Annotated in this window: 19 protein-coding genes and 1 pseudogene; 16 read left to right on the top strand and 4 right to left on the bottom strand. The window is 71.6% G+C overall.

Annotated elements, in window-relative coordinates; translation table 11 throughout:
* The first annotated feature begins 6 nt into the window (after window positions 1-6).
* The 6 genes from AB0M20_RS03480 (at window position 7) to AB0M20_RS03455 (ending at window position 7,405) form a co-directional block, all read left to right on the top strand.
* Window positions 7-723, top strand: coding sequence for an aldehyde dehydrogenase family protein (locus AB0M20_RS03480; RefSeq protein WP_364293027.1), 717 nt, complete (start codon window positions 7-9; stop codon window positions 721-723).
* Window positions 724-1,488 carry a 3-oxoacyl-ACP reductase gene (locus tag AB0M20_RS03475; RefSeq protein WP_364293018.1) on the top strand — a complete coding sequence of 255 codons (765 nt, stop codon included), beginning with the start codon at window positions 724-726 and terminating at the stop codon, window positions 1,486-1,488.
* A 198-nt stretch (window positions 1,489-1,686) separates the two neighbouring features.
* Window positions 1,687-2,373, top strand: coding sequence for a gamma-glutamyl-gamma-aminobutyrate hydrolase family protein (locus tag AB0M20_RS03470; protein WP_364293015.1), 687 nt, complete (start codon window positions 1,687-1,689; stop codon window positions 2,371-2,373).
* A 55-nt stretch (window positions 2,374-2,428) separates the two neighbouring features.
* Window positions 2,429-3,178, top strand: a complete 750-nt coding sequence (locus tag AB0M20_RS03465) for a gamma-glutamyl-gamma-aminobutyrate hydrolase family protein (protein ID WP_364293012.1) — start codon at window positions 2,429-2,431, stop codon at window positions 3,176-3,178.
* Window positions 3,175-3,720 (top strand): pyridoxamine 5'-phosphate oxidase family protein, encoded by a 546-nt coding sequence (locus tag AB0M20_RS03460; RefSeq protein ID WP_364293009.1) that lies wholly within the window; start codon window positions 3,175-3,177, stop codon window positions 3,718-3,720. The genes AB0M20_RS03465 and AB0M20_RS03460 overlap by 4 nt, the downstream gene beginning before the upstream one ends.
* 142 nt (window positions 3,721-3,862) lie before the next feature.
* Window positions 3,863-7,405 (top strand): SpoIIE family protein phosphatase, encoded by a 3,543-nt coding sequence (locus AB0M20_RS03455; RefSeq protein ID WP_364293024.1) that lies wholly within the window; start codon window positions 3,863-3,865, stop codon window positions 7,403-7,405.
* Here AB0M20_RS03455 and AB0M20_RS03450 read toward each other — a convergent pair.
* Complete coding sequence (locus AB0M20_RS03450; RefSeq protein WP_364293006.1) at window positions 7,392-7,691, bottom strand: STAS domain-containing protein; 300 nt, start codon at window positions 7,689-7,691, stop codon at window positions 7,392-7,394. The two genes, AB0M20_RS03455 and AB0M20_RS03450, sit on opposite strands and share 14 nt — an antisense overlap.
* A 112-nt stretch (window positions 7,692-7,803) precedes the next feature.
* On the opposite strand from AB0M20_RS03450, the gene map reads away from it, so the two are divergent.
* Both map and AB0M20_RS03440 read left to right on the top strand, forming a co-directional pair.
* Window positions 7,804-8,661: a type I methionyl aminopeptidase gene (map, locus tag AB0M20_RS03445; protein ID WP_364293003.1), complete on the top strand. Its 858-nt coding sequence runs from the start codon at window positions 7,804-7,806 to the stop codon at window positions 8,659-8,661.
* Window positions 8,646-9,323: a VIT1/CCC1 transporter family protein gene (locus tag AB0M20_RS03440; protein WP_364293021.1), complete on the top strand. Its 678-nt coding sequence runs from the start codon at window positions 8,646-8,648 to the stop codon at window positions 9,321-9,323. The genes map and AB0M20_RS03440 overlap by 16 nt, the downstream gene beginning before the upstream one ends.
* Here AB0M20_RS03440 and AB0M20_RS03435 read toward each other — a convergent pair.
* The 3 genes from AB0M20_RS03435 to AB0M20_RS03425 are packed head-to-tail and all read right to left on the bottom strand — an operon-like array spanning window position 9,312 to window position 10,961.
* Window positions 9,312-10,019, bottom strand: coding sequence for a nucleotidyltransferase domain-containing protein (locus AB0M20_RS03435; protein ID WP_364293000.1), 708 nt, complete (start codon window positions 10,017-10,019; stop codon window positions 9,312-9,314). The genes AB0M20_RS03440 and AB0M20_RS03435 overlap by 12 nt on opposite strands.
* Before the next feature lie 34 nt (window positions 10,020-10,053).
* On the bottom strand, window positions 10,054-10,473 hold the full coding sequence (locus AB0M20_RS03430) for a ferritin-like domain-containing protein (RefSeq protein WP_364292998.1): 420 nt from the start codon (window positions 10,471-10,473) through the stop codon (window positions 10,054-10,056).
* Complete coding sequence (locus AB0M20_RS03425) at window positions 10,470-10,961, bottom strand: hypothetical protein (protein WP_364292996.1); 492 nt, start codon at window positions 10,959-10,961, stop codon at window positions 10,470-10,472. Before AB0M20_RS03425 ends, AB0M20_RS03430 begins: the two co-directional genes overlap by 4 nt.
* Before the next feature lie 195 nt (window positions 10,962-11,156).
* Between AB0M20_RS03425 and rimP the strand changes: the two genes are divergently transcribed.
* The 8 genes and pseudogenes from rimP to AB0M20_RS03385 all read left to right on the top strand — a co-directional run.
* Window positions 11,157-11,786, top strand: a complete 630-nt coding sequence (gene rimP / locus AB0M20_RS03420) for a ribosome maturation factor RimP (protein WP_364292993.1) — start codon at window positions 11,157-11,159, stop codon at window positions 11,784-11,786.
* Window positions 11,783-12,814, top strand: coding sequence for a transcription termination factor NusA (nusA, locus tag AB0M20_RS03415; RefSeq protein WP_364292990.1), 1,032 nt, complete (start codon window positions 11,783-11,785; stop codon window positions 12,812-12,814). Before rimP ends, nusA begins: the two co-directional genes overlap by 4 nt.
* A 52-nt stretch (window positions 12,815-12,866) precedes the next feature.
* Window positions 12,867-13,205, top strand: a complete 339-nt coding sequence (locus AB0M20_RS03410; protein ID WP_364292987.1) for a YlxR family protein — start codon at window positions 12,867-12,869, stop codon at window positions 13,203-13,205.
* A gap of 93 nt (window positions 13,206-13,298) precedes the next feature.
* A complete protein-coding gene (gene infB, locus AB0M20_RS03405) occupies window positions 13,299-16,400 on the top strand; it encodes a translation initiation factor IF-2 (protein WP_364292984.1) in 3,102 nt (1,033 codons plus the stop codon).
* A gap of 77 nt (window positions 16,401-16,477) precedes the next feature.
* Window positions 16,478-17,509, top strand: a complete 1,032-nt coding sequence (locus AB0M20_RS03400; protein WP_364292981.1) for an SAM-dependent methyltransferase — start codon at window positions 16,478-16,480, stop codon at window positions 17,507-17,509.
* A 41-nt stretch (window positions 17,510-17,550) separates the two neighbouring features.
* Window positions 17,551-17,844, top strand: coding sequence for a DUF503 domain-containing protein (locus tag AB0M20_RS03395; RefSeq protein ID WP_364292978.1), 294 nt, complete (start codon window positions 17,551-17,553; stop codon window positions 17,842-17,844).
* Window positions 17,845-17,961: 117 nt separating this feature from the next.
* Entirely contained in the window at window positions 17,962-18,426 is a 465-nt protein-coding gene (gene rbfA / locus AB0M20_RS03390) for a 30S ribosome-binding factor RbfA (RefSeq protein WP_364292975.1), read from the top strand.
* 35 nt (window positions 18,427-18,461) lie between these two features.
* A pseudogene (locus tag AB0M20_RS03385) lies at window positions 18,462-18,729 on the top strand (bifunctional oligoribonuclease/PAP phosphatase NrnA); the annotation flags it as partial.

Raw genomic sequence — 18,729 nt, 5'->3', positions numbered from 1 at the left:
GCTATCTTGCCCGGCTGCCCCCCCCAGTTTAACGGGTCCCCGCTCGAGCGGGGGGCAATGAGCCCAAACAACGAATGCGCGGCCGCCCACCTGCACACGGCGCCCGCGGCCGCACCCGCCAGTGTCTTCGACAACGCCGGGCAGGATTGCTGCGCGCGCTCCCGGCTGCTCATTCAGGATTCCGTGTACGACGAGTTCCTCGCTCTGCTGGAGCCGGCGGTGCGCGCGTTCCGTGTCGCCCCGCCCGCCGAGGAGACCGCCGAGATGGGACCGCTGATCTCGGCCGCGCAGCGCAAGTCCGTCGCGTCCTACGTCGAGGGCGCCGACGTCGCGTTCACCGGCTCGGCGCCGGACGGCGACGGCTGGTGGTTCCCGCCGACCGTGCTGCTCGCCCACTCCACCGGCGATCGGCACTGGCGCGAGGAGGTCTTCGGCCCGGTGCTGTCGGTGTTGCCGTTCCGCGACGAACAGGAGGCGGTCCGGCTCGCCAACGATACCGAGTACGGCCTGTCCGGCAGCCTCTGGACCCGCGACCTCGGGCGGGCGCTGCGGGTCTCACGGGCGGTGGAGACCGGCGCGTTGAGCGTCAACTCCCATTCGTCCGTGCGCTACTGGACCCCGTTCGGCGGGATGAAGCAGTCCGGGCTGGGCCGCGAGCTGGGTCCGGACGCGCTGCTGTCGTTCACCGACACCAAGAACGTGTTCATCGCGACGGAGGCTTAGTTGGAACGCTTGCAGGACCGGGTCGCGGTCATCACCGGCGCCGGCAGTGGGATCGGGCTGGCGACCGCGCGGCGGTTCGCCGCCGAGGGCGCGAGGGTCGTGTGCGCCGACATCTCGGCGGAGGCCGGGGAGAAAGCCGCGGCCGAGATCGGTGGTCAGTTCGTCCGGGTGGACGTCGGCGACGAGAAGTCGGTGCGGTCGCTGATGGATGGCGTCGCGCAGCGCCACGGCCGGCTCGACATCGTCTTCAACAACGCCGGCATCTCGCCGCCCGAGGACGACTCGATCCTCGACACCGGCCTCGACGCCTGGGAACGGGTGCTGCGGATCAACACCACGTCGGTGTTCTTCGGCTGCAAGTACGCCATCCCGCACATGCGGCGGCAGGGCAAGGGCTCGATCATCAACACCGCGTCGTTCGTGGCGTTGATGGGCGCGGCCACGTCGCAGATCGCCTACACCGCGAGCAAGGGCGGGGTGCTGGCGATGACGCGGGAGCTGGGCGTGCAGTTCGCGCGCGAGGGCATCCGGGTGAACGCGCTGTGCCCCGGTCCGGTGGCCACCCCGCTGCTGATCGAGCTCTTCGCGAAGGACCCCGAGCGGGCCGCCCGCCGGCTCGTGCACATCCCGATGGGCCGGTTCGCGGAGGCCGAGGAGATCGCCGCCGCGGTGGCGTTCCTCGCGAGCGACGACGCGTCGTTCATGACCGCTTCGCAATTCGTCGTCGACGGAGGTATCACGGGCGCCTATGTGACCCCTCTATAAACCGTGTTTACGTCGTAGCCGTGTGGGAACGACAAGAGCACGCCCGCAGCATGACCAGGGCGAAGGGGTCGAATCCCCACCTGCACGAGCGCCGGACCGCCGTGCGAGTGGGTGAAGGGCCTGTGACGCGGCGCCGCTCGACCGTGAGTGGCGCCGCGTAACACTTGATCCGTAACTTCACCTGACTACGGTGGGGCGATGCGCCCGATCATCGGCATCACGACATATGTGGAACCGGCCACGTGGGGCGTCTGGCAGGAGTTGCCGACGACCCTGATCCCGCACGCGTACGTCGAGGGCGTCACGCTGGCCGGCGGCCGGGCCGTGCTACTGCCGCCCGACGACGCCGACACCGACGTGCTGCGCGCCCTCGACGGTCTGATCCTTGCCGGCGGAGCCGACCTGGGCCCGTCCTGTTATGGCGCCGAGCCCTCGCCGCTCACGGTGAACGACGCCCGGCGCGACGCGGGGGAGTTGCCGCTGACCCGCGCCGCGCTCGACGCCGACCTGCCGATCCTCGGCGTCTGCCGCGGCATGCAGCTGCTCGTCGTGGCGGCCGGTGGCTCGCTGCACCAGCACCTGCCCGACGTGCTCGGCCACGAGAAGCACCGGCCGGCGCCCGGCGTCTACGGCACCCACGACGCGCGGTTCGAGCCCGGCAGCCGGATCGCCGCGCTGATGGGCGACGACCTGTCGATCCACTGCTACCACCACCAGGGCGTCGCTGACCCGGGCACGCTGCGGGTCACCGGCCGGGCCGAGGACGGGCTGCCCGAGGCGGTCGAGGACCCGGCCCGCAGGTTCCTGCTCGGCGTGCAGTGGCACCCCGAGCTGAACAGAGATGTCAGATTGTTCGGCGCATTGGTGAATGCTGCGGCGTCCTGATGCGTTGCAACGAAGGGACGACACGCAAAGGCGAGGAAACGGAGGACCGCTCCTCATGCGCAGGCCCTTGATCGGACTCACCTGTTACGCCCGGCAGGTGCAGTACAACAACAACGACGTGATGGTCGGCATGTTGCCGATGACCTACGTCAAGGCCGTCCAGTCCACCGGCGGCCGAGCCGTCCTGATCACCCCCGACGAGCCCGGCATCGACGTCCTCGAGTCGCTGGACGGCATCATGTTCGCCGGCGGCGCCGACATCGACTCGATGCACTGGGGTGCCGCGCGGCACCCGGAGATCGACATCGACGAGCCGCGCGACACCAGCGAGCTGATGCTGATGAGGGCGGCGCTCGAGATGGACCTGCCGACCCTGGGCGTCTGCCGCGGGATGCAGGTGATGGCCGTGGCGTCAGGCGGGTCGCTGCACCAGCACCTGCCCGATCTGCTCGGCCACGATCGCCACCGCGCCGCCGCGGGCGCCGACCCGATGGCCGCCGGCGCCAGCGCGTACGGCCGGCACGAGGTGCTGGTCAAGCCGGGCTCGCGGGCACATGCGCTGCTCGGCCGGCGGCTGACCGTCAACTCCTTCCACCACCAGGGCGTCGACGATCCGGGTGAGTTCATCGCCACCGGCTGGTGCCCCGACGACAACGTCCTCGAGGTCATCGAGCACCCGTCGCGCACCTTCGCGCTGGGCGTGCAGTGGCACCCCGAGCGCACCGGTGACCTGCGGGTCTTCGCGGCGCTGAACGAGGCGGCCGCGCGGCACTCGGGGCTGAGCCGACCGGCGCTGGCCGCATGAAAGTGCACCAGGACATCAACGAGAAGCTGCGGGCGTTCATCGCGGCGCAACGGATGTTCTTCGTGGCCACCGCGGCCGGCGAGGGCCATGTCAACGTCTCGCCCAAGGGAATGACCGGCACCTTCGTGGTGCTGGATCCGCTGCGGGTGGCGTATCTCGACTTTCACGGCAGCGGCGCCGAGACGATCGCCCACCTGCGCGACAACGGCCGGATCACGCTGATGTTCTGCGCCTTCGAGGGCCCGCCCAACATCGTCCGGCTGTACGGCACCGGCCGGGTGATCCCGGTCACCGACCCGTCGTTCGGCGAGATGCTGTCGTGGTTCCCGGAGTCGCCGGACACGCACGGAGCCCGGTCGATCATCGACGTCGCGGTGCACCGGGTCAGCGATTCCTGTGGCTACGCCGTGCCCTTGATGAGCTACGAGGGCGACCGCGATGTGCTGCTGCGCTGGGGCGAGCGCAAGGACGACGCCGCGCTCGCCGCATATCGCAAGCTCAAAAACTCCGAGAGCATCGACGGCCTTCCCGCGCTCGACTGACCGGGTGATCTCGAGCGGTGGCTGGCGCCCGGCGGTGTTACCGTGCCTAACCTGACGTGACCGCATAGCTGGAGGGGTGAGCGTGGGCCCGGACGACGCCCTGCCACAGCGGCTGCGGACGGCGTTCGAGCGCGGCGGCGAGATGGGCCGCCGGATGCGGGAGCTCGACTGGTCGACCACCCCGCTGGGTCCGCCGCAGCAGTGGCCGCAGGAGCTGCAGAACGCCGTCGCCACCATGCTGGCGTCGCGCGCGCAGATCGTCATCTTCCACGGGCCGGACTACTGCGCGCTCTACAACGACGCGTACATCCCGACGATGGGCGTCAAGCACCCCGGTCCGCTGGGCCGGCCCGGCCGCGAGATGTGGGCCGAGGCGTGGGGAGTGCTGCAGGAGTTGTTTGACGGCGTGGTGACCAGCGACGAGTCGTTCTGGGCCGCCGATCACCCCTTCATGCTCGAGCGGCACGGCTTCCTCGAGGAGACGTACTTCGACATCTCGTTCGACCCGATCCGTGCGGCCGACGGCTCGGTCAGCGGGGTCATGTGCATCACCAGCGACACCACCGGCCGGGTGCTCGGCGAGCGCCGGTTGCGCGCGCTCAGCGCGCTCGGCCGGCGTCTCGCCGACGAGACCGACCAGGCCGGACTCGGGGCCCAGGTGGCACAGGTGCTCTCGGAGGGCCGGACGGACATCCCGTTCTCCGCGCTCTGGCTGGACGATCCGGCCACCGGCCGCGAGGTCGAGATGATGGGCTGGACCGGAGCCGTGCCGGTGCGGCCGGACCTCGCAGGCCTGCCGCGCCGGGTCGAGGCGAGCCTGGTTTGTGCCGACCCGCCGCCGGACGCGGCCGCCGAGGCGCTCGTCCTGCCGATCGCCGTCGGCACCGGCAGCGCCGGGGCGCTGGTCGTCGGGCTGAGCCGGTTCCTGGCATTGGACTCGGAGTACAGCGACTTCGTCGACCTGGTGGCCGCGCAGATCTCCCGGGCGGTGGCCAATCACCGGGCATACGAGCAGGAGCGCCGCCGGGCCGCGGAGCTGGCCGCGCTGGACACGGCGAAGACCAACTTCTTCTCGAACGTCAGCCACGAGTTCCGTACCCCGCTGACCCTGATCCTCGGCCCGCTCGAGGATCTGCTGAACGGTGTCCCGGCGCCCGAGCTGCGCGACCGCCTGCAGCTCATGCACCGCAACGGGATCCGCCTGCTCAAGCTGGTCAACACGGTGCTCGACTTCTCCCGGCTGGAGTCCGGGCGGATGCGTGCCGAGTACCGCCCGACCGACCTGGCCGGTTACACGGCCCGGCTGGCCGGCACCTTCCGCGCGGCGATCGAGCGCGCCGGGCTGCGCCTCGACGTCGACACCCCGCCGCTGCCGGCGCCGGTGCACGTGGACCGCGAGATGTGGGAGAAGATCGTCTTCAACCTGCTCTCCAACGCGGTCAAGTTCACCCGGGAGGGCGGCATCACGGTGCGGGTCGCGGCCGCCGACGGCGACGCGGTGCTGACCGTCGAGGACACCGGCGTGGGCATCCCCGAGGACGAGCAGGCGTTGCTCTTCGACCGCTTCCACCGCGTAACCAGCACGTGGTCGCGCAGTCACGAGGGCACCGGCATCGGCCTGGCGCTGGTGCGCGAGCTGGCCGAGCTGCACGGCGGCACGGCCACCGCACAGAACGAGGTCGGTCGCGGCAGCGTCTTCACCGTGCGGATCCCCTTCGGTACGGGCCACCTGCCGCCCGAGCACCTCGTCCACGACGATTCGCTGATCGGCGAGGAGATGGAACCGCGCCTCTACGTCGAGGAGGCGCACTGGTGGACCGGCGACTCCGGCGGGCCCGGGTCGGCCCGGCCGGCCGTGGGCGCCGTCCAGGCCGGCCGGCGCGGCCGGATCCTGCTCGCCGACGACAACGCCGATCTGCGCGACCACGTCAGCCGGCTGCTGCAGCCGCACTTCGAGGTGACCGCGGTCAACGACGGCCAGGCGGCGCTGGAGACCGCTCGGCAGGACCACTACGACCTGGTGCTGACCGACGTGATGATGCCGCGGCTGGACGGATTCGGGCTGATCGAGGCGCTGCGGGCGGACGAGCGAACCCGGGACGTGCCGATCGTCGTGCTCTCCGCCCGGGCCGGCGAGGAGGCCTCGGTCGAGGGCCTGACCGCCGGCGCCGACGACTACCTGGTGAAGCCGTTCTCGGCCCGGGACCTGACCGCGCGGGTCCGCGCGAACCTCGAGCTGGGCCAGGTCCGCCGGCAGATCATCTCCCGCCTGCGCGGCCTGGTCGACGCGGCCGCGGCGGTCAACACGGTCAAGACCACCGCCGAGGTGCTCGACGTGGCGGCCCGGCACGTGCGAGCCATGACCTCGGCCGGCCGTGTCCTGGTGACCGCGCCCGGTGTCCGGGCAGAGGTCGACGGTGGCGCCGCGCCGGACGCCGAGCCGGTCTCGGTGCTCCCGCTGCTGGACACCTCCGGTGAGGTGCGCGGCGAGATCAGCGTCTGGGCGAGCGTGGAGGAGCCGGGCGTGCTGGAGCCCGCGCTGCTCACCCAGCTCGCCCGGCTGATCGGCCTGCGGCTGGAGAACGCGCGGCTCTACGAGGCCGAGCACCGGATCGCCAGCACGCTGCAGCACAGCCTGCTGCCCGCGTCGCTGCCGAAGATCCCGGGCGCGGTGGTGGCCGCGCGCTACCTGCCGGGCAGCAGCGAGGCCGACGTCGGCGGCGACTGGTACGACGTGATCCCTTCGCGGGACGGGTTGTTCCTGGTTATCGGGGACGTCGTCGGGAAGGGCGTGCAGGCCGCCGCCGGCATGGGGCAGCTGCGCAACGCTCTGCGCGCGTACATCCTCGAGGGTTTCGACTGCGGGAAGAGCCTGACCCGCCTCAACCGCCTGGTGCACAACCTGGGCCGGCGGCAGTTCGCCACCGTGGTGTGCATCAGTTTCGACCCCCGCACCCGCCGGCTCTCCTACGCCTCGGCCGGGCACCCGTCGCCGGTGCTGGCCCAGCCGGGCGACGAGGGCACGTTCCTCTACCCGGCCGCGATGGGCCCGCCGATCGGCGCCCTGCGCGACATCGAATATCCGACCCGGCAGACCGAGCTGGCCGCCGGGACCCGCCTGCTGCTCTACACCGACGGGCTGATCGAGGACCGCGACCGGGGGATCGACGCCGGCCTGGCCGACCTCATCAGCGACGTGGCGAAGCCCGCCGACCACGTCGAGGACCTGCTGGACGTGCTGCTGGCCAAGGCGTCCCGGCAGACCCGGCGCGACGACATCGCCCTGCTCGCGCTGCACGTCACCGAGCCGCGCGAGTTCGTGCTGCGGCTGGAGGCCGACCCGACCCGGCTGAGCGTCCTGCGCCGCCGCCTGGACGACTTCCTGATCGCGCACGAGGTGCCGGAGCAGGACGTCTTCGACCTGACCGTGGCCGTGTCGGAGGCGGCGGCCAACGCGATCGAGCACCCGGTCGACCCGGCCGAGCCGGTGATCACCGTGTCGGCATCGCTGGACGATGACGCGGTCACCGTGACGATCCAGGACACCGGGACGTGGCGGCCCTCGTCCGGGGCCGGCTTCCGGGGGCGGGGACTGGCGCTGATCGGGGCGTTGTCGGAGCTGTCGGTGACCCGATCCGATCAGGGGACGACGGTGGCGCTGCGGCGTCCGCTCAGCCGGCCGTGACCCAGGGCTGCCCCGACAGCCCCGAAATGTCCAGCACGCGCAGCACCTGCGGTGACGTGATGACCTTGATCTCGCCCGCGTAGCGCTCGTTGAGCCGGACCAGCGCATGGATGGCCGCGGAGTCGAAGAACGTGACGCCGGTCAGGTCGAGCGTCGCGGCCCGGGCCCCGTCGGGGGTCGCCGCGTCGAACATGGCCGACGCGGTCGACATGTCCACCTCGCCGGTCACCACGACCGTGACCCGGTCGCCGGCGACCTCGCCGGTGGCGGTGAAGTCTTGATCCACGCATGCACGATGACACAGCGTCTTCGGCGGCGGCAACAACCGGTTCAATGTGGGCAACCGAGCCGTTACGTTCCTTTCAACGGCGCTCATTCGGCAGCGATAGGCTGGTGGAATGAGTGTTCGTGCCCCCCTGGTGCCGGGTAAGCAGTCGCCCTGGCGTGCGGTGCCGGGATCCATCGTCCGGCCGGAGTACGTGGGGAAGAAGCGCCCGAAAGAGTGGCGTGGGTCGCACGTGCAGACGCCCGAGACGATCGAGAAGATGCGGCTCGCGGGCCGGCTCGCCGCGCAGGCCACTCAGCTCGCCGGTGAGCACTGCAAGCCGGGGGTGACCACCGACGAGATCGACCGGGTGGTGCACGAGTTCCTCATCGACCACGGCGCGTACCCGTCGACGCTGGGCTACAAGGGCTTCCCGAAATCGTGCTGCACGTCGCTCAACGAGGTGATCTGTCACGGGATCCCGGACACCACGGTGATCGAGGACGGCGACATCATCAACGTCGACGTGACCGCGTACATCGGCGGGGTGCACGGCGACACCGATGCGACGTTCTGCGTGGGTGACGTCTCCGAGGAGGTGCGGCTGCTGGTGGAGCGTACGCACGAGGCGATGATGCGGGGCGTGCGCGCGGTGGCGCCGGGCCGCCCGATCAACGCGATCGGCCGGGTCATCGAGGCGTACGCCCGCCGCTTCGGCTACGGCGTGGTGCGCGACTTCACCGGCCACGGCATCGCCGAGACGTTCCACTCCGGCCTCTACATCCCGCACTACGACAACCCGCGACTCGACACCATCATGGAGCCGGGGATGACCTTCACCATCGAGCCGATGATCACCCTGGGCACCTACGAGTACGAGCTGTGGTCCGACGGCTGGACGGTTGTCACGAAGGACCGCAAATGGACCGCCCAGTTCGAGCACACGCTGGTGGTCACCGAGGACGGGGCCGAGATATTGACACTCCCGTAGAACATCATCACGCCGACGTCTCCGGCGGGTGGCTGCGGGCCGCCACGTTCGGCGCGATGGACGGCCTGGTCACGAACATCGCGCTGATCGCCGGGGTCGGCGCCGCACAGGGTCCCCTGGTCCTGGCCGGGGTCGCCGGCCTGGTCGCCGGGGCCATCTCGATGGGCATCGGCGAGTGGACCAGCGTGCGGACGCAGAACGAGCAGGTGGCCGCCGAGCTCGCCGTCGAGTTGCACGAGCTGCGGGTGAACCCCGCCGGCGAGGCGGACGAGTTGGTCGAGATGTGGACCGCGCGCGGGCTGCCGGTCGATCTCGCGCGGCAGGTCGCGGACGTGCTGAAGGACAAACCGGAGCAGGCGCTGCGGGTGCACGCCCAGGAGGAGCTGGGCGTCGTGCCCGACGAGTTGCCCAGCCCCTGGACCGCCGCGGTGTCGTCGTTCCTGTGTTTCGCCGTGGGCGCGGCGGTTCCGCTGATCCCGTACCTTCTGGGCTTCGACAACCTGTGGCTCGCGCTCGGGGTGGGCGGTCTGGGGTTGTTCGTGGTCGGCGCGCTGGTGGCGCGTTTCACCCGCCGGTCGTGGGTGCTCAGCGGCCTGCGTCAGCTCACGCTGGGCGCGCTGGCCGCCGCCGTGACCTACGGGATCGGCGCGCTACTCGAATAGGTCCTTCAGGCTGCCGTCCACCGGGCGGCCGCGGGCGGTCAGCTCCTCCGCCTGCTGCTTGAGGACCGCGCCGAGCTCGGTCATGTCGGCGCCGGCCAGGCCGGTGCGCTTCACCGCGTCGGCCCGGTTGCGGAAGTAGGTGCGGCTGAGCAGGCCGGCGACCATCGCGGCGTGCAGCCTGGCCTCGGCGATCAGCACCAGGGCGGCGTCCGTTTCGTACCACTCGGCGAGCCGGACCGCGCGGACGTGGGCGGCCGAGGCGACGCACCAGTTGCGCCGGGCCAGCCCGGTGAACTCGCCGGGTCGCGTCTCGGCCAGCTTGCCGAGGTGGGCGTCGCGCTGGGCGGCGAACCAGCCGTGCGGGTCGAACAGTGATTTCGTGGTCACGTACCGGTCCGCGATCAGCGGCCAGCGCGGGGTCAGCTCCCGGGCCCGGCGCATGCCCTCGTCGGCGTTGACCACGGTCAGGTCGACCATCACGCCGTCCACCTTGCGCAGTGCCGGGCGCGGGCCGGTCTGGCGGTAGGTGACCACCACGAGGTTGACGTCGCTGCCGTCGGTGTCGTCGCCGTGCGCCAGCGAGCCGTGGACGCCGATGGCCCGCACCTCGGCGGACCAGCGCGCCTGGATCACATCCCGCAGGCGGACGGCCAGATAGCCGCGTGGACCGGTGACGTCGATCTCGTCCTGCTGCACCACATCATTGTCTATGGCTCGCCGGGAAAATCGTCTATGGCTTGCCGGGAAAAGCGATGGTCAGGGGCTTGATGCCGGCGCGTCTGCGCCACTTGGTCGCCTGCACGGCGCTCGCGCTCAGCGCGCTCAGGGCGGAGGCGCGGTCGGCGCCGGCGGTGGTCCGGACCGCGGCCCGCCAGGCCTGTGCCACGCCGTCCTCGATCCGGACGGCCAGCTTGAGGGCGGCGGCGCGGTCGGCGACCGGGAACGGGAGGTCGTAGCCGGCCGGCGCGGGCGGGGCGCTGGCCTTGAGCTGGTCGAGCTTCGCGACCAGCTGGTCGCGGCGGGCGCGGTGGTCGGCCTCGGCGCTGCGGGCCAGCTCGCGGTCGGTCCCGGTGAGGTGCACCCCGATCGTCCCGTACGCGTAGATCGCGGCCTCCTCGGCCGACAACGCCGCACTGAGCTGCTCATTCACCGCAGCGCCTCCACATGGGTGGCGCGGCAGGCGGCGATCGACGCCAGGAGGGCGGCCCGGTCCGGCTCCGCGGTCCGCGCCACCGTGACGGCGGTGCGCTGAGCGGTCTGCTCGGCCGTCCGCAGCTGGGAGAGGGAGCTCTCGACGGCGGCCGCGCTCGCACTCGCGCCGGCACTCGCGCCGGCACTCGCGCCGGCACTCGTGCTCTGTGCGGCCGCCGGCTCGATGAGGCGGGACAGCTCGGCGATGTGTGCCTTGTGGTCGTCACCCAGTGGGGTGAGCCGGGCGGAGAGATCGGGCTTGGTCAGCGCGAGCTGGTCGTACCGGGCGGCCAGGGCCCTCGCCTCGTCCAGCACCGGCTGCATCGGGTCGGGCTCGGGGGTCGGCGGCGGGTCACTGTCGAAAAGTCCACAGCCCGTCAGCGTCGACCCACTCAGCGTCACCCCGGCGGCCGTCACGAGCAGCCGTCGCCGTCCCCACGTCCCCACGGCGAACAGTCAACACCATCGACACCACCCGGTGAGCACCCAGGCGTTGACCAGCGCATGGTGAGGATTCGGAGCGGCGGGGAACGGCCCGTGCCTGCGGCGCGTTACGCTCTGCGCAGCCGCCGGGGGTTTTCGCCCGGCGGCTGGCCGGTGTTTCCGGTTTGTTTCTGTCGGTTGTGGAAAGGGGTGGCTCCGATGACGCAGCGTGGTCGCGCAGGCGCTCGACCCGGCCAACGCCGCCCCGCCGATCGATCGGCCGATCGCTCCGCCGGCCGCCCTGCCGATCGCCCACCGGCCGCCCCGCGGATCGACCTCGCCGCGGTGAAGACCCGAGTCGTCGCCCTGATCGAGCCGGTGGTGGCCGAGGCCGGTTACGACCTCGAGGACGTTCACCTCTCCCGGGCCGGTCGCCGGCACCTGCTGCGGGTGCTGGTCGACACCGACGGTGGCATCAACCTGGACGACGTGGCCGTGGTGTCGCGGGCGATCTCGGCGGCGCTGGACGCGGCCGAGGAGACCGGCGGCGAGGTGATCGCCGGTGAGTATCAGCTCGAGGTCGGCTCGCCCGGTGTGGACCGGCCGCTGACCCTGCCCCGGCACTGGCGGCGCAACGTCGGCCGGCTGGTCGCCGTCAACGGCGTGACCGGCCGGGTGACGGCGGCCGACGACCGGGGCATCGTGCTGGACCAGCGTGAGATCGCCTATCCGGACCTCGGCCCCGGCAAGGTGCAGATCGAGTTCAAGCGACTGGACGAGGCCCAATTCGATGAGGCCGAGCTCGACGACGACGGGGACGACTTCGGAGGGGAGGACGAGGACTCATGAACATCGACCTCGCGGCTCTGCGTGCGCTGGAGCGTGAGCGGGAGATCCCGTTCGACACGATCCTCGCCGCGATCGAGACCGCGCTGCTGACCGCGTACCGGCACACCGACGGCGCGGAGAGCCACGCCCGGGTGGAGATCGACCGCAAGAACGGCGCGGCCCTGGTCTACGCCCAGGAGATGGACGACGACGGCACGGTGGTCCGGGAGTGGGACGACACCCCGCACGACTTCGGCCGCATCGCGGCGATGACCGCCAAGCAGGTGATCCTGCAGCGGCTGCGGGAGGCGACCGACGAGGCGCACTTCGGCGAGTACTCGGGCCGCGACGGTGACCTGGTGACCGGCGTGGTGCAGGCGGACGCCGCCCGTGCCGAGAAGGGCATCATCATCGTCGACCTGGGCAAGCTCGAGGCGGTCCTGCCGCAGTCCGAGCAGGTCCCGGGCGAGAGCTACGACCACGGCGCCCGGATCCGGTGCATCGTGGTGCACGTGGCCAAGGGCTTCCGCGGGCCGCAGATCACGCTGTCCCGCTCGCACCCGGCCCTGGTCAAGAAGCTCTTCGCGCTCGAGGTGCCGGAGATCGCCGACGGCACGGTGGAGATCGCCGCGATCGCCCGGGAGGCCGGGCACCGTACGAAGATCGCGGTCCGGTCCACGGTGCCCGGCGTGAACGCCAAGGGCGCCTGCATCGGGCCGATGGGCCAGCGGGTTCGTGCCGTGATGAGCGAGCTGCACGGTGAGAAGATCGACATCATCGACTGGTCGGACGACCCGGCGCAGTTCGTCGGCTACGCGCTCTCGCCGGCCAAGGCGCTGCGCGTCGAGGTGGTCGATCTGGCCGCCCGGACCGCCCGCGTGACCGTTCCGGACTTCCAGCTGTCCCTGGCCATCGGCCGGGAGGGGCAGAACGCCAGGCTCGCCGCCCGGCTGACCGGCTGGCGGATCGACATCAAGCCGGACAACGAGCCGGCCGGCGTCGCCCGGGGCGAGGCAAGCGAGCACGATGCGGCCGAAGCCGGTAGCTGACCGAATACGCGCAGCCGGGGGTGGGGGAGTAGACTTGTCTGCGGCTGGGCCGATGCGCACCTGTGTCGGCTGCCGTTCACGTGCACCAGCCAACACACTGGTTCGTTTTGTTGCGGTGCGGTTCGTCGTGGTGGGAGCGGGGGAAGACCTCCGGCTCCAGCCCGATCCGGGCCGCCGACTGCCGGGTCGGGGAGCGCACCTGCATCCTGATCCGGCTTGCTTCGCGCTGGCGGAGCGGCGTCGCGCCTTCGGGCGGGCGCTGCGCTTTTCCGGTGTTGCTGACACCGGGCTGCTGGCCGAGCACATCCGTGCGGTCTCTCGACCGCCCGGAGCCACCGATGGTGGGGCGTTGGCGCCCCACCCGGACAGCAAGGTAGGACGACCGACATGAGCACACGATGAAGTCCCTGAAATGACCAGGCTTCTAGTGCACGAGTGAGGTCGCTGCGGGTTCGGCTCGCACGACCTCGAAGTGAGGAGTGCAGTGCCAGGAAAGGCCCGCGTACACGAGCTCGCCAAGGAGCTCGGGGTCGACAGCAAGACCGTTCTCGCCAAGCTCAAGGAGATGGGCGAGTTCGTCAAGTCCGCCTCCAGCACCGTTGAGGCCCCCGTGGCCCGGCGGCTGCGAGGCGCGCTCGAGACCCAGAACGGCGGCGGTGCCCCCGCGCCCGCCGCGACCCCCGGCGCCGCCTCCGGCGCGCCCAAGTCCCCGACGAGCGCCCGGCCCGCGCCGCCGCGTCGTCCCACCGCCCCGGCCACGGGAGCGCCCAGCGCTCCGGCGACCCCGGCGGCTCCCACCACTCCCGGCCGTCCGGCAGCCACTCGACCCACCCCGGGTCCGGCTCGTCCCGGTCCGGCCCGTCCCGGTCCGACTCCCGGCCCGGTCGCCAAGCCGGCCAGCGCGCACGACATCGAGGTGGCGGCCGCCGAGCTGCGTGCCTCGGCGCTGAAGGCCGAACAGGAGGCCGCGGTCAAGGCCGCTCAGGCCGCCCGCACCCGTGACGCCGAGCGTCGCGCGCAGCAGCCGCCGGCCGATCCCGGCTCGCGGCCGCGTCCGCCGGGTCCGGGCCCGAGCGCGGTTCCGCCGCGTCCCGGTACGCCTGCCGCCGGTCGTCCCGGCCCGGGCGGCGCCCCTGCCGGTCGTCCCGGCCCGGGCGGCAACGCCCCGCGCCCCCCGGCGCGTGGTCCCGGCAACAACCCGTTCGGCGTGTCCGGCGGCGGCCAGCGGCCGTCCCCGGCCGGCATGCCGCGTCCCAACCAGGCGGGCATGCCGCCGCGGCCGAGCCCTGCCTCGATGCCGCCGCGGCCCAGTCCCGCGTCCATGCCCTCGCAGCGTCCCGCCGGTCCCGGCGGCGGTCGTGGCGGCCCCGGTGGCGGCCCCGGCGGTCGTGGCGGTCCGGGTGGCGCAGGCCGTCCCGGTGGCGGCGGCGGTGGCTTCCGTCCCGGTGGCGGTGGTGGCGGCGGTGGCGCCGGTGGCGGCTTCCGCGGTGGTCCCGGTGGTGGTCCCGGTGGCGGCGGCGGTGGTTACCGCGGTGGTCCCGGTGGCGGTCCGGGTGGCGGCGGCGGTGGTTACCGCGGTGGTCCCGGTGGCGGTGGCGCACCGGCTGGTGGCGCTCCCGGACGTCCGGGTGGCGGCGGCCGCGGCCGTGGCGGTGGCGCCGCGGGTGCGTTCGGTCGTCCCGGTGGCCGGCCGACCCGTGGCCGGAAGTCGAAGAAGCAGCGGCGTCAGGAGTTCGACAACCTGTCGGCTCCGCAGATGAGCTCGGGCGCGCCGCGCGGCCAGGGTCAGGAGATCCGGCTGTCCCGGGGCGCTTCGCTCTCCGACTTCGCCGACAAGATCAACGCCAACCCCGGCTCGCTGGTCCAGGAGATGTTCAACCTGGGCGAGATGGTGACCGCCACGCAGTCGGTGTCCGACGACACGCTGCTGCTGCTGGGCGAGCACCTGGGCTTCACCGTGGTGATCGTCAGCCCCGAGGACGAGGACCGCGCGCTGCTCGCGCAGTTCAACATCGACCTCGACGCCGAGGTGGCCGAGGACCGGCTGGTCACGCGGCCGCCGGTGGTGACCGTCATGGGTCACGTCGACCACGGTAAGACCAAGCTGCTGGACGCGATCCGCAAGACCAACGTGGTGGCCGGCGAGGCGGGTGGCATCACCCAGCACATCGGCGCCTACCAGGTGACGGTCCGGCACAACGACGAGGACCGGGCGATCACGTTCCTGGACACCCCGGGTCACGAGGCGTTCACCGCCATGCGTGCCCGCGGCGCCCAGGTGACCGACATCGTCATCCTCGTGGTCGCGGCCGACGACGGCGTGATGCCGCAGACGGTCGAGGCGTTGAACCACGCCAAGGCCGCCGACGTGCCGATCGTGGTCGCGGTCAACAAGGTCGACAAGCCGGACGCCAACCCCGACAAGGTTCGTCAGCAGTTGACGGACTACGGCCTGCTCGCCGAGGAGTACGGCGGCGAGACGATGTTCGTCAACGTCGCGGCCAAGCCGGGCATCGGCATCGACGAGTTGCTCGAGGCCGTCCTGCTGACCGCCGACGCGGCGCTGGAGCTGACCGCTCCGGTCGACGGGCCGGCGCAGGGTGTCGCGGTGGAGGCGCACCTCGACAAGGGTCGCGGTGCGGTGTCGACGGTGCTGGTCCAGAAGGGCACGCTCCGGGCCGGCGACTCGATCGTGGCGGGCGGCGCGCACGGACGCGTCCGCGCCATGCTCGACGAGAACGGCCAGAACGTGGCCGAGGCCGGCCCGGCCCGTCCGGTGCTGGTCCTGGGTCTGACGTCGGTGCCCAGCGCCGGCGACACGTTCCTGGCCGCCGAGGACGACCGCACCGTGCGGCAGATCGCGGAGCAGCGGCAGGCTCGCCGCCGGGCCGCGACCTTCGCCAACTCGCGGCGTGGCCGCACGCTCGAGGACCTGGTCAACGAGCTCAAGGAGGGCGAGAAGGCGTCGCTCACCCTGGTGCTCAAGGGCGACGGCTCCGGTTCCGTCGAGGCTCTCGAGGACGCGCTCTTCAAGATCGATATTCCGGACGAGGTGCAGCTCAAGGTCATCCACCGCGGCGTCGGTGCGATCACCGAGAGCGACGTGAACCTGGCCTCGGCGTCCTCGGACGCGACGGCCACGATCATCGGCTTCAACGTCCGGGCGTCCAACAAGGTCAAGGAGCTCGCCGACCGCGCCGGCGTGGAGATCCGCTACTACAGCGTGATCTACCAGGCCATCGAGGAGATCGAGGCAGCCCTCAAGGGCATGCTCAAGCCGGAGTACGAAGAGGTCGAGCTGGGCACGGCGGAGATCCGCGAGGTCTTCCGCTCGTCCAAGATCGGACTCATCGCCGGCTGTATGGTCCGCACCGGCCTGATCCGCCGCAACGCCAAGGCCCGCGTGCTGCGGGACGGCGTGGTGGTGGCGCAGGACGTCACGATCAGCTCGCTCAAGCGGTTCAAGGACGACGCGACCGAGGTCCGCGAGGGCTTCGAGTGTGGTCTGACCCTGCAGGGCTTCGGCACGCCGCAGACCGGCGACGTGATCGAGACCTTCGAGATGCGCGAGAAGCCGCGCGCCTGATCGATCGTCCACGACGGCCCCCGCTGATGCGGGGGCCGTCGTGCTTTCCGGCTCGGCGGGCGGGGAAACTGGCGGGCATGTCTTCCCGCTATGCGCTGCTGCTCGCTCCGTCCGCCAATCGGGTCTACGCCGATCAGGCCGGGCGACTGGCGCTCGTCGAGTTGGCGGCCTTATCCCCGGTGCTGTCCGCGCCGCTCGCCGACGCCTCGATCGTCGAGCTGGGCGGGGTGGAGTATCTCGGCTTCCGCGGCGCGCTCTCCGACCGCGACGTCGCCCATCTCTCCAACATGTCGGCGGCGTTCGCGCTCTTCGAGCTGCTTCCCGACGACCTGCTGCGGCCCGTTCCGCTGTCACCGCTCGCCCGCTACGACAGCGATCTGATCACCATTCCGAAGTATGCCGGGAAGACCAACGAGCAGTTCACCAAGCTCCTGCTCAACCTGACGCTGCTCGCGTCGGCGTCCGCGCCGCGGATGCTCGACGGCGGGCTGGTCGTGCTCGATCCGGTGTGCGGGCGGGGCACCACGCTCAACCAGGCGCTGATGTACGGGCATGACGCCGTCGGGGTGGAGATCGACGGCAAGGACCTCGAGGCGTACAAGCTGTTTCTGCAGACCTGGCTCAAGCGCAAGCGCTTGAAGCATTCCGCCGATCTCGTGCCGGTGCGACGCCAGGGGAAGCGGGCCGCGCGCCGGCTCGAGGTGACGATGGCGGCCTCGAAGGAGGACCACAAGGCCGGAGAGGTGCAGCGGGTGACCGTCGTGCAGGCGGACACCACGCAGCTGGACGGGTTGGTGCGGGCGCGCAGTGCCGATGTGATCGTGGCGGATCTGCCCTACGGCGTGGCGCACGGGAGTTTCGAGGACGAGGGCGGGATGTCCCGGCGTCCGCTGGATCTGCTCGAGCGGGCCGTGCCGCAGTGGGTGTCCCTGCTGCGGCCCGGCGGGGCGATGGGCCTGTCCTGGAACCTCAAGGTCGCCAAGCGCGTGCTCGCCGAGGACATCCTGGTCGCGAACGGGCTGGAGATCGTGGCGCATGACGATCTCGCGCATCGGGTCGACCAGGGGATCGAGCGTGACGTCGTCGTCGCCCGGAAGCCCGCACGGTAACCCGGCTGAGCCGCGGCCCCGCGGCTTGTATCGTGCTCGCCGTGTTCACCGAGACCGCGTTCTTCGACATCCTGCTGCCCGGGGACTCGAGGTCGCTCAAGCAGAAGCGTTCCTATGTCCGGCCGATCATCGCCATGCTCCGCAAGTTCGAGGTCAGCGTCGCCGAGGTCGACCATCTCGAGCTGCACGGGCGGGCCGGGATCGGGGTCGCCGTCGTGGCCGCGGACGCGGGGCATGCGCGCGGCGTGATCGACACCTGCGAGCATCAGGTCGCCGGGCGGCCCGAGTTAGAACTGCTCTCGGTGAGGCGCCGGCTACACGGAGACGACGACTGAGCGGTGCTGTCCACAGACGGACCGCCGGAACGTTCGCCCCCACCCCGACCTGGGTAGGCTCCAAGCGTTGGGCGGGCGCGACGCCCGCAGTCACCAGTTTCGTCGGAGGTGGGCGATATGTCAGATCCGGCCAAGACCCGTCGGCACGCTGAGCGCGTGCGCGAGTTGGTGGCGTCGCTGGTGCGCGAGATCAAGGATCCCCGACTCGGCATGGTGACGATCACCGACGCGCGGATCACCGGCGACCTGCGCGAGGCCACGGTCTACTACACGGTGCTCGGTGACCCGACCGAGCAGTCCGCCACCGCGGCGGCGCTGGAGAGCGCCAAGGGCATGTTGCGCACCCGCGTCGGCCACGCCCTCGGGCTGCGCCACTCGCCGAGCCTGGCGTTCGTGCTCGACAACGTGCAGGACCACGCCAAGGAGATCGACGACCTGCTGGCCGCCGCCCGGCACCGGGACGCCGAGGTGCAGCGCCTCGCGGCGGGCAAGAAGTACGCGGGCGACCCCGACCCGTACAAGATCGACGACGACGAGGACGAGGAGCCCGATCGCGTGGGCGCCCGCGAGGACCAGGGGTGACCGAGCTGGCCACTCGCGCCGCCTCCACCCCTCCGGTGGAGGCCGCCCCCGGCCCGCGGGAGGCCGACTGGTCGGCGGCGGTCGCGGCGATCCGCGAGCTGGCGCCGGCCGGCCGGGTCCTGCTGATCTGCCACGTGAACCCCGACGGCGACGCGCTGGGCAGCATGCTCGGCTTCGGGCTCGGTCTGCGCCGGTTGGGCGTCACCCGGATGCAGGCGACCTTTCCGGGCCCGTTCGAGGTGCCCGCGCCGTTCGCCGAGCTGCCCGGTCTCGACCTGCTGGTGCCGGCGGACGAGGCGTGGG

Source organism: Actinoplanes sp. NPDC051633, assembly GCF_040681735.1.
Classification (GTDB): domain Bacteria; phylum Actinomycetota; class Actinomycetes; order Mycobacteriales; family Micromonosporaceae; genus Actinoplanes.
This window is presented reverse-complemented; position numbering and strand designations above follow the sequence as displayed.